The 10,574-nt window shown below is 64.1% G+C and carries 10 protein-coding genes; 5 read left to right on the top strand and 5 right to left on the bottom strand.

What is annotated here, in order from left to right; genetic code table 11:
* Positions 1-39: 39 nt before the first annotated feature.
* Positions 40-216, bottom strand: a complete 177-nt coding sequence (locus ACR2JA_RS02985) for a cupin domain-containing protein (RefSeq protein ID WP_434007636.1) — start codon at positions 214-216, stop codon at positions 40-42.
* Between the two features lie 15 nt (positions 217-231).
* On the bottom strand, positions 232-411 hold the full coding sequence (locus ACR2JA_RS02980) for a hypothetical protein (protein ID WP_434007635.1): 180 nt from the start codon (positions 409-411) through the stop codon (positions 232-234).
* A 141-nt stretch (positions 412-552) separates the two neighbouring features.
* Between ACR2JA_RS02980 and ACR2JA_RS02975 the strand changes: the two genes are divergently transcribed.
* Both ACR2JA_RS02975 and ACR2JA_RS02970 read left to right on the top strand, forming a co-directional pair.
* Positions 553-894 carry a hypothetical protein gene (locus ACR2JA_RS02975; protein WP_434007634.1) on the top strand — a complete coding sequence of 114 codons (342 nt, stop codon included), beginning with the start codon at positions 553-555 and terminating at the stop codon, positions 892-894.
* 97 nt (positions 895-991) lie between these two features.
* Positions 992-3,307, top strand: coding sequence for a methyl-accepting chemotaxis protein (locus tag ACR2JA_RS02970; protein WP_434007633.1), 2,316 nt, complete (start codon positions 992-994; stop codon positions 3,305-3,307).
* Positions 3,308-3,341: 34 nt separating this feature from the next.
* Here the strand turns inward: ACR2JA_RS02970 and rsxB are convergent, their stop codons facing one another.
* The 3 genes from rsxB to ACR2JA_RS02955 all read right to left on the bottom strand — a co-directional run bounded on the left by rsxB (position 3,342) and on the right by ACR2JA_RS02955 (position 6,909).
* Entirely contained in the window at positions 3,342-4,004 is a 663-nt protein-coding gene (gene rsxB / locus ACR2JA_RS02965; protein WP_434007632.1) for an electron transport complex subunit RsxB, read from the bottom strand.
* A gap of 49 nt (positions 4,005-4,053) precedes the next feature.
* On the bottom strand, positions 4,054-5,499 hold the full coding sequence (locus ACR2JA_RS02960; protein ID WP_434007631.1) for a polyhydroxyalkanoate depolymerase: 1,446 nt from the start codon (positions 5,497-5,499) through the stop codon (positions 4,054-4,056).
* 201 nt (positions 5,500-5,700) lie between these two features.
* Positions 5,701-6,909 carry an amino acid aminotransferase gene (locus tag ACR2JA_RS02955; protein WP_434007630.1) on the bottom strand — a complete coding sequence of 403 codons (1,209 nt, stop codon included), beginning with the start codon at positions 6,907-6,909 and terminating at the stop codon, positions 5,701-5,703.
* Positions 6,910-7,188: 279 nt separating this feature from the next.
* Here ACR2JA_RS02955 and ACR2JA_RS02950 point away from each other — a divergent pair, with 279 nt between their 5' ends.
* The 3 genes from ACR2JA_RS02950 (at position 7,189) to ACR2JA_RS02940 (ending at position 10,379) form a co-directional block, all read left to right on the top strand.
* Positions 7,189-7,764: an XrtA/PEP-CTERM system exopolysaccharide export protein gene (locus ACR2JA_RS02950; protein ID WP_434007637.1), complete on the top strand. Its 576-nt coding sequence runs from the start codon at positions 7,189-7,191 to the stop codon at positions 7,762-7,764.
* An 86-nt stretch (positions 7,765-7,850) separates the two neighbouring features.
* Positions 7,851-9,410 (top strand): XrtA system polysaccharide chain length determinant, encoded by a 1,560-nt coding sequence (locus ACR2JA_RS02945; RefSeq protein WP_434007629.1) that lies wholly within the window; start codon positions 7,851-7,853, stop codon positions 9,408-9,410.
* A 6-nt stretch (positions 9,411-9,416) separates the two neighbouring features.
* Positions 9,417-10,379: an XrtA-associated tyrosine autokinase gene (locus tag ACR2JA_RS02940; RefSeq protein ID WP_434007628.1), complete on the top strand. Its 963-nt coding sequence runs from the start codon at positions 9,417-9,419 to the stop codon at positions 10,377-10,379.
* The last annotated feature ends 195 nt before the right edge of the window (positions 10,380-10,574 follow it).

Raw genomic sequence — 10,574 nt, 5'->3', positions numbered from 1 at the left:
CTTGTTCACAGGATCGGATGGCGCCCGGTGGCCTGGTCGTCACTCGCAGATCATGTACGTCTTGGTCATGTGCTCCAGCACCTCGAACGCGCCTTCGAAGCCGGGCGGGATGTAGAGACCTTCGCCAGGTCCGACGTCTTCAAAGCCGCCCTGTGCATCGTGAACGCGGCAGCGGCCTTCTAGCACGGTGAACAGCTCGCGCTCGGTCGGGCCCATGGCGATGCGCTAGTTCTAATTCTCTAAACGCCAGACACCACAGAACTCCTGGGCGGCGGGCAGATCGGCTTCTATCAGGTTCCAGGTTTCGCGCAGCGGGTTGCCGCGCAGCAGGCGTTCCGGGCGTGGGTGGTCGGTGCTGGACGACCCTTCGGGACGGGCGGTGAGTCTGGTCAGACGGGTGGTGGTGTGCATGCTCAGATTGTGCCCAGCGCTGCCGAGATACCCAAGGCTGGCAGGTTTTTGTGGCGTTATTCAACGCAAAGGCACACCGGCCGTTCCGTAACCTCATGCCCTACACACCCACCGGCTGGTCGCCGTTTTCAGGAGAGCGCTATGAACGCCCCATCCCCGTCCGAGTCATCTGCCCTGTCGGCCCATGTGCACCCGCGCGAGTTGCTGTCGCAAGGCGACCAGCGCTGGGCGCAACAGCCGCAGACCTGGCGCGAGCGCGAACTGGCCATGCCCTGGCCCCCCGAACTGCTGGAAGGCTTCACCCTGCGCATGGCGGGCCATGGCATGTGCGTCAGCCGCGCGCTGATGATGTGCGACCGCCGTTACGCGCTGCAGCAACTCAAGGACGCGCACAACCTGGCCGACGACACCTTGCGCCTGATGGCAGTGCAGCTGTTCCGGCACTTCGAGGCGCGGCAGTCCGGTATCCGCAGCGTGCACTGAAGCCGCCTGGCCAAGGGAAGTCCCCGATGCCATCCACCTCAAGCCCGGCTGCGCACCGCCGATAGCCACTGAACGACCACCGGTGGAGAACCCGCGAATGTTTTCTTTCAAACCGCTGCGCCCCGGCGTGCAGCTGATGCGCCTGCTGCGCCTGCCCACCAAACTGGGGCTGCTGGCGCTGGTGCTCTTCGTGCCATTGGTGATCATCAGCGTGCTGCTGGCGCAACGCGTCAACGATTCGATCGCCTTCACCGAGGCCGAGATCCACGGCGCGCTGCTCACCCAGCAGGTGAACGCGGTGGGGGTGGAGGTGCAGAAGCACCGAGGCCAGACCAACCTGCTGCTGTCGGGCGACGCCGGTGCCCGCGCGGCGCTGCAGACCACCCGCCAGCAGTTGCAGAGCGGGCTGGCGGCGGTGGACCAGGCGATGGCCGAACGACCCGATTTCGATCTGGGCGCCGAATGGAAGCCCCTGCGCCAGGCCGCCAGCGAACTGGCGGCCAGTGAGCAGATGCCCGCGGCAGAAGCCTTCGCACGCCACAGCACGCTGGTGCGCGATCTGCGCCTGTTCCTCTACACCGTGGCGGAACGCTCCAACCTGTTGTTCGACCCCGACCCGGCCAGCTATTTCCTGATGGACATGGCGGTGAGTCACACGCCGCGCTGGGGGGAACTGCTCGCGCAGGCCCGCGGCCTGGGCGCCGGGCAACTGGCCCGCACCGAGCGCGACCCGCAGGTGGTCAACCGCGTGGGCATGTTGATCGCGGACGCGCAGTCGGCCACGGCCGACATCCTGCACCTGCAGCGCTTTGCGCAAAAGTACGGTCAAAGCAGCCTGCAGGGCCAGCAGGCGGCGCAGGCGGTTCAGGCTTTTCTGAACGAAGCCGCGGTGGCCATGGGGCCGCAGGGCGGCGTGTCGGCCACCGACTACTTCGCGGCGGGCACGCGCGCGATCACAGTGGTGGCCGACTACCAGCAGGCGGTGCAGACCCAGCTGGACACCCTGCTCAGGCAGCGCGTCGCCCAGGAGCAGCGCATGCTGGCCTGGTCGCTCGCCGCCGTGGCCGCCGGGCTGCTGCTGGTGGTGTACCTGATGCTGTCGTTTTACTTCAGCTTCGTCATCGACTTCCGCCACGCCATCGACGTGATGCGCCAGACCGCCGCGGGCAACCTGCGCTCCCACATCAAGATCCGCGGCAGCGACGAACTGGCCGAGCTGGCCGAGTTGCTGGAGCGGATGAACGCCAACCTCTCGGCCATGGTGGCCCAGGTGCGCAGCAACTCCGCGCTGGTGGCGTTTTCGGGCAAGAGCCTGGCGGCGGGCAACCGCGATCTGGCCGACCGCACCGAGCAGCAGGCGGCCAACCTGGAGCAGACCGCGGCCAGCGTGCAGCAGCTCTCGAGCACCGTGCACCAGAACGCCGAAACCGCCAGCGACTCCGACACCCAGGCCGCCAAGGTGCGCGACGTGGCCGAGTCGGGCGCGCAGTCCATGGGCGCAGCGGTGGCCTCGGTGGAGGTCATCCAGAAAAGTGCGCAGCAGATGAACGAGATCATCGGCGTCATCGACAGCCTGGCGTTCCAGACCAACATCCTCGCGCTCAATGCGGCGGTGGAAGCCGCCCGCGCAGGCGAGCAGGGCAGGGGCTTTGCGGTGGTGGCCAGCGAGGTGCGCACGCTGGCCCAGCGCTCGGCCGCGTCGGCCAAGGAGATCCGCCAGCTCATCCAGGCTTCGGGCGAACAGGTGGCCGACAGCGTCTCGCAGATCCGTGCCGCGGGCAGCAACATGACGCAGATCGTCAACGGCGTGCGCGGCGTGGCGAGCAACATGTCGCTCATTTCCGCGGCCAGCGCCGAGCAGAGCAGCGGCCTGACCGAAATTTCATCGGCGGTCGCCCAGCTCGACCAGATCACCCAGCGCAACGCCCAGATGGTCGAGCGCGCCGTCAGCCAGGCCAACCTGCTGGAGCAGCGTGCGGCGCACCTGTCACAGGCGGTCTCCTCCTTCCTGCTGCAGCAGGGCACGGCCGAGGAAGCCATGGACATGGTGAACCGCGCGCTGGAGCACCGCCAGCAAGTCGGGCGCGAGAGCTTCGTGCGCGACCTGACCGACCCGGGGCAGCACTTCTTCGATCGCGACATGTACGTCTTCGCGCTCGACAGCGCGGGCGGCTACCGCGCTTTCGGCGGCAAGCCGGAGAAGATCGGCTCGCGCGTGCAGGACATCGCAGGCGTCGATGGACAGGCCCTGCTGGATGCGATCGTGGCGCAGGGCGAATCCGAACCGGGCTGGGTGGAGTACGACATCACCAACCCGTCGTCCGGGCGCATCCAGACCAAGATGTCCTACGTGGTGAAGGTGGACGACCTGTACGTGGGTTGTGGCGTGTACAAGTCCATGGTGGCCGCCTGATGCATGGAGCAGGCCGTCCGCGAGGGCGGTGGCTTCAGCCTTGCTGATTCTCGCGCTTGGCCTTGGCGCGGGCCAGTGCGGCCTCGATCACGGCGTGCTTTTTGTCCAGCGTGGCCGGGTCCGTGTGCAGGGAATGCGCCTGCAGATCGTCAAACTTCATGCGTGCCTTAGCCTCCAGCCGTGCATCGTGTTCGCGAGCTTCGCGCTGCAGGCGCTGTTGCCGGGCTTCGTAGCGGCTGCGCGCCAGGTCGGCCTGTTCGGCGCTCCAGGCCTGCCAGCCGGTGCGCTCACCGCTGACCACTTCCAGTGAAATGCAGTCCACCGGACACACCGGGATGCACAGCTCACATCCCGTGCAATAGGGTTCGATGACGGTGTGCATCAGCTTGTTGCTGCCGACGATGGCGTCGGTGGGGCAGGCCTTGATGCACAGCGTGCAGCCGATGCACCAGCCCTCGTCGATCACGGCCAGCGTCAGCGGGCCGTCGATGCCGTTCTCCGGATTCAGCGGCACGATGGGTTGACCGGTGATGGCCGCCAGCCGGGCAATGCCGTCTGCGCCCCCGGGTGGGCAATGGTTGATGGCCGCTTCACCCGCTGCGATGGCCTCGGCATAGGCCGAGCAGTCGGGGTAGCCGCAGCGCGTGCATTGGGTCTGGGGCAGGGCGGCGTCGATGCGCCGTGCGAGCGGATTCATGGCCGCAAATATACCGGGGCATTGAGCCCGCTCACGCACCCGATGGCGATCAGGCGCGCGGGCTCTTGGCCCTGCGGGCCTGTGCGGCTTTGGTGGCCACCTGCTTGCTGGCTACAGGTGCGACAGCCGTTGTCACCACGGCTTTGGGGGCCGCCCGTTTGGCCGCAGGCTGGCGTGCCGGTGTGGCGACCGGAGCCACCACCGGAGCGGATGCAGAAGCCTCTGCTGCCTTGGGCTGGTGCGCCAGGATGAAGGTCTTGACCACCGGGTACACCATCTCGCGCCAGCGACGGCCGCTGAAAATGCCGTAGTGGCCGGCACCCTTGGCCTCGTAGTGCATCCGGTGTGCCTTCGGAATGCTGGTGCACAGACCGTGCGCTGCGGCCGTCTGGCCGGAGCCCGAAATGTCGTCCAGCTCGCCCTCCACGGTCAGCAGGCCGGTGTGGGCAATGTCTTCGGGGCGCACGCGTTCGACCTTGCCCTTTTCGTTCTTCACGTCCCAGGTGCCGTTGACCAGCTTGAAGTCCTGGAAGACGGTCTGGATGGTTTCCAGGTAGTAGTCGGCGTCCATGTCCAGCACCGCGTTGTACTCGTCGTAAAACTTGCGATGGGCCTCGGCGCTCTCGTTGTCGCCCTTGATCAGATCCTGGAAGTAGTCGTAGTGGCTGTTGGCGTGGCGGTCCGGGTTCATGGCCACAAAGCCGGTGTGCTGCAGGAAACCGGGGTACACGCGGCGGCCGGCGCCCGGGAAGCTGCTGGGCACGCGGTAGATGACATTGTTCTCGAACCAGCTGTGGCTGCGCTGCGTGGCCAGGTTGTTCACCGAGGTCGGCGATTTGGTCGCGTCGATCGGGCCACCCATCATGGTCATGGACAGCGGCGTGGTTTCACCGCGGCTGGCCATCAGCGACACGGCGGCGAGCACCGGCACGGTGGGCTGGCACACGCTCATCACATGGCAGTTGCCGTAGGTCTTTTGCAGGTAGCGGATGAACTCCTGCACATAGTTGACGTAGTCGTCGAGGTGGAATTCACCTTCGGACAGAGGCACCAGTCGAGCGTTTTTCCAGTCGGTGATGTAGACCTTGTGGTCTTTGAGCATGGTCTTGACCGTGTCGCGCAACAGGGTGGCGTAGTGGCCCGACAGCGGAGCAACGATCAGCACCACCGGCTGGCTCTTGAGCTTGTTCAGCGTGGCGGCGTCGTCGCTGAAGCGCTTGAAGCGGCGCAGCTCGCAGAAAGGCTTGTCGATCTCGATGCGCTCGAAGATCGCGACATCCACACCGTCCACGTTCACCGTCGGGATTTCAAACGCCGGCTTCTCGTAGTCTTTGCCCAGTCGGTGCATCAGGTCGTAGCCAGCGGCCACGCGCTGCGCCATGGGCAACTGGCTCAGCGGCAGCACCGGGTTGTTGAACATCTTGGCGGCGACTTCGGCCAGGTCGGCGAACGGCTCCATCAAGGAGCGTTGGGTTTCGTACAACTGGTAGAGCATGGCGAGATGGTGAACGGTTATGTTGCAGTGCAATATAACAGTTTGGTCTGACGGGCATGAGGGTGAAAACACCTAAATTTCCAGCCCATCTGTCACCTTTGTGAAAGGTTTCTTTGGGCTGTCTCTGCTGTGCAACCGGCTGGTGGCCGGGCATGAAAAAGGCCGCTGTGAAGCGGCCTTTGGGCACAGTCGCGTGCAGGATCAGATGACCTTGGCGATGGACTGGCAGACGTAGTCGATGTTCTTGCTGTTGAGCGCGGCCACGCACATGCGGCCGGTGTCGGTGCCATAGACGCCGAACTCGTTGCGCAGGCGCACCATCTGGTCCTTGGACAGGCCTGAGTAGCTGAACATGCCGATCTGGGTGGTGATGAAGGACATGTCCTTCTGTACCCCGGCGGCCTTCAGGCCGTCCACCAGCTTCTGGCGCATGGCCTTGATGCGCACGCGCATTTCACCCAGCTCTTGTTCCCACAGGGCACGCAGTTCGGGGTTGCCGAGCACGGCGGCCACGATGGCGCCACCGTGGGTCGGCGGGTTGGAATAGTTGGTGCGGATCGCGATCTTGAGCTGGCTCAGCACCCTGTCGGTCTCTTCCTTGCTGCTGCCGACCACGCTCAGGGCGCCCACGCGCTCGCCGTACAGGCTGAAGCTCTTGGAAAAGCTGGTGGAAACGAAGATGTTCAGGCCAGCGGCGACAAACTTGGCGATCACGGCACCGTCTTCGGCGATGCCGTAGCCAAAGCCCTGGTAGGCCATGTCCAGGAAGGCGGTGAGGTTGCGGGCCTTCACCACCGCGATCACCTGGTCCCACTGGGCGGGGGTGATGTCGTAGCCTGTCGGGTTGTGGCAGCAGGCGTGCAGCAGCACGATGGTGCCTTCGGCGGCGGCGTTCAGTGCGGCCAGCATGCCGTCGAAGTTGATGCCGCCCAGGCCGCCGTTGGCGCTCTGGTCGAAATAGGGGTAGGTTCCCACTGTGAAACCGGCGTTGGTGAACAGCGCGCGGTGGTTTTCCCAGCTGGGGTCGGAGATCAGGACGGTGGCGTTCGGGCTGAGCTTCTTGAGGAAGTCGGCACCGATCTTCAAGCCGCCGGTGCCGCCAATGGCCTGCACGGTGGCCACGCGACCGGACTTGACCACGTCAGAGTCGGCACCGAACACCAAGCCCTTGACGGCGGCGTCGTTGGCGGCGATGCCGTCAATCGGCAGGTAGCCGCGCGCGGTGGGCTTGTCCATCATGGCTTTCTCTGCGGCCTGCACGCACTGCAGCAGCGGCAGTTTGCCGTTGTCGTCGAAGTACACACCCACACCCAGGTTGACTTTGTTCGGGTTGGTGTCGGCGGCGAACTGCTCGTTCAGACCCAGAATGGGGTCGCGGGGGGCCATTTCGACGGCGGAGAAGAGAGACATGCTGAAGATCCCGAGGTGTTGGAGGAAAACCCATATTTTATGGGGAGGCCAGCGGGGTGCAGGTGTGATCCAGGGGGCCAGTCAAGGGCCCATCACGGTTCATCATTTCAGAGGAGCGCTTACAAATTCACAGGTGTCAACCGACGTGGGTCTGCGGTATATTCATTTGGCTGTTAACTTTTACTAACATTTGGCGCCGTTTGGAGGTCTGGAATCATGCAAAAAGATACACCTTTCGCCTGGGGGCGGCTCGTGCTTCCGGTGGTGTCTGCGTTGGTTATGGGTGGTTTGACGGGCTGCGCCACGCAGCAAAGCGCACTGCCTGCAGCGCCCGCACAAGCGGCGTCGCCCGACTACAACTACATCGTGGGCCCGGGCGACACCTTGAACATCAACGTCTGGCGCAACCCGGAGCTCTCGTCCACCGTGCCGGTCCGGCCGGACGGCAAGGTTTCTACACCGCTGGTGGACGAATTGGTGGCACAGGGCAAGACCCCGGTCCAAATCGCCCGCGATGTGGAGAAGGCTCTGGCCAAGCTGGTGCGCGATCCTGTGGTCACGGTCATCGTGACCAATTTCGTTGGCCCCTACAGCGAACAGATCCGCGTGGTGGGGGAGGCGGCCAAGCCCCAGTTTCTGCCCTACAAGCAAAAGATGTCGGTCATGGACGTCATGATCGCGGTCGGCGGACTGACCGATTTTGCCGACGGCAACAAGGCCACCATCGTCCGCGCCGCAGAGGGCAACAAGCGCTACAGCGTGCGTCTGCAGGATCTGGTGCGTCGCGGGGATATCTCGGCGAACGTCGAGATGCTGCCCGGCGACGTGCTGATCATCCCGCAAGGATGGTTCTGATCGGTCGTCAACGGTGTTGACGGGCGTCTCGCGCATCGGCTAGACGTCGGGTTTCTTATTCAGGGATCGGTCCGAAGGCCGCACGCATGCAAGAACTGCTTCAACAAGTCAATGCCATCCTGCGCGGGATGTGGAAGTACCGCAGGGTCGGTGTGGCGGTGGCGTGGGTGGTGGCAGCGGTCGGCGCGGCCGCAGTTTTGTTGATGCCCGACCGGTTCGAGGCGTCCGCTCGCGTATATGTGGACACGCAGACGATTCTGCGTCCCCTGATGGCGGGTCTGGCGGTGAAGCCCAATGTCGACCAGCAGGTGACCATGCTCAGCCGCACGCTGATCAGCCGTCCCAACGTGGAAAAGCTGATCCGGATGGCCGATCTCGATCTGGCCGCCAAGACCAAGCCCGAACAGGATAAGCTGATCGACGAGGTGACGGCCGATCTGTCCATCAAGACCACGGGTCGTGACAATCTCTATACCCTCTCTTACCGAGGCACGAGTCCGGACAAAGCGCTGCGCGTCGTTCAGTCGATGCTGACGATTTTCGTCGAATCGAGTCTGGGCGATTCCAAGAGCGACTCGGACAGTGCCCGGCGCTTCATCGAAGAGCAGATCAAAAACTACGAAGGCAAACTCAGCGAGGCGGAGTCGCGTTTGAAGGAGTTCAGGCTGCGCAACATCGACCTGCAAACCCAGGGTGGCATGGACATGGCCGGGCGTTTGTCCGAGATTGGCAACACCCTCAACCAGGCGCGTCTGGAACTGCGCGAAGCGGAAAGTGCCCGCGACGCGGCCCGTCGCCAGCTGGATCAGGAAAAGGCGTCGCGCAAGACCTCGACCCGTGTGCCCGCTGCCAACCTGGCCACCCCGGAGCTCGATGCCCGGCTGACTTCTTTGCGCAGCAACCTGGACGCGCTGCTCCAGCGTTTCACCGAGGCGCACCCCGATGTGGTCAACACACGCCGGATGATTCGCGAGTTGGAGGACCAGCGCAAGAAGGAAGTCGCCGAGCTGCAAAAGCAAGCAGAGTCCAACCCGCAGGTGATGGTGGACAGCGATCCGGTGCTGTCGGACATGTCACGCGTGCTCTCCCAGGCGGACGTTCAGGTCGCCTCCCTGCGTGCCCGTGTCGCCGAGTACGAGTCGCGCGCACGCCGCGCCCAGGAGCAAATGAAGCTGGCGCCGCAGATGGAGGCTGAGCTGGCCCAACTCAACCGCGACTACGAGATCCACAAGAAAAACTACGAGGATCTGGTAGCCCGCCGTGAGTCCGTGTCCATGAGCGGAGAACTGGATCAAGCGTCCAGCATGGCGGACTTCCGCGTGATCGATCCGCCTCGCGCAGAAAACAAACCGGTAGCGCCGAACCGTGTGCTGCTGTTGCCGGTGGTGTTGGTGGCTGCATTTGCTGTTGGCGCGGGGGTGGCCTTTCTCATCAGCCAGATCCGTCCGGTTTATTTTGAAGCCGCAAGCCTGCGCGCCCATGCGCAGCTGCCATTGCTGGGGGTGGTGACCTTGATCCGGAACGACGCGGTGCGTCGGCGCGAGTCGCGCAGTCTCAAGCGCTTCATTGCCTCGCTCGTTGTGCTGGTTCTGTTGTTCGTGATCGGCATGGCACTCCTTTCCTACATGGCCAGCACGGGAAGGTAAGAGACCATGTCCTCCTTGATTGAAAAAGCAGCTCAACGTCTGGATCAGTTGCGCCAAGCCGGGGCAACCATGCCCGAGTCGGCGGTGGTGCCTCCAGCCGCCCAGGCTGGGGCGACCATTCCCGCTGGCCCTGCTGTGAAGGCTCCGCAGGTAGAACTTTCACGAGACTCTGAGCCGGCGGCCGTCTCGCGTCGTGTCGAGATCGATCTGGAGCGGCTGCACACCATGGGGTTTGTGACGCCGTCGGCACCGCGCTCGCTGGCGGCGGACGAGTTCCGCGTCATCAAGCGCCCGCTGTTGGACAACGCCAGTGGCAAGAGCGCTGCGCCAGTGGCCAATGGCAACCTGATCATGGTCACCAGCGCCATGCCTGGCGAAGGCAAGAGCTTCACGGCGGTCAACCTGGCCATGAGCATGGCCATGGAACTGGACTACCGGGTCCTGCTGGTCGACGCCGATGTGGCCAAACCCTCGTTGATGAAGACGCTTGGGTTGCCACCGAGCCCTGGATTGCTGGACCTGCTGCTGGACAAGCGCACCGACATGGCCAATGTGATGTTGCGCACCAACATCGAGAAGCTGACCCTGCTGCCCAGTGGGACACCGCATGCCCGGGCCACCGAACTGTTGGCCAGTGACGCCATGACCTCGCTGGTCGAAGAGATGGGGCGCCGTTATCCGGACCGTGTGATCATTTTTGATTCGCCACCGCTGCTGCTGACCACCGAATCGCGTGTTCTGGCCACGCACATGGGTCAAATCGTGATGGTGGTCCAGGCCGAAAAAACTTTGCAGTCACAAGTGCGCCATGCACTGACCACCATCGAGGCCTGTCCGGTCAAGATGCTGGTGCTCAACCAGGCGCGTGGGGGCGATCAGGCCGCCTACGGCTATGGCTACGGCTACGGCTACGGTCAGGAAAGTGCTTCCAAAAACAAGCGCGACAAGAAGGCAGCTGCCGCCTCCTGAGGGCGGACCAGGAAACGACACATGCTGCGACCGATCCACTTTCTTTTGCCCGCCGTTCCCACGCGCGCTGTCCGGCACCTCTTGCGACGTGGATGGTGTGTGGCTGTTGCCCTCGGGTCCACCTGCGCCATTGCGCAAGGCGTGCAGTCGCTGTGGGTGGAGGGACGTGTGTCCACTGGCGCCACGCTCAGCAGC

The organism is Hydrogenophaga sp. (genome assembly GCF_051007235.1).
Taxonomy (GTDB): Bacteria; Pseudomonadota; Gammaproteobacteria; order Burkholderiales; family Burkholderiaceae_C; genus Hydrogenophaga.
The sequence above is the reverse complement of the archived record's forward strand: the minus strand, read 5'-3'. Positions and strand labels throughout refer to the sequence as shown.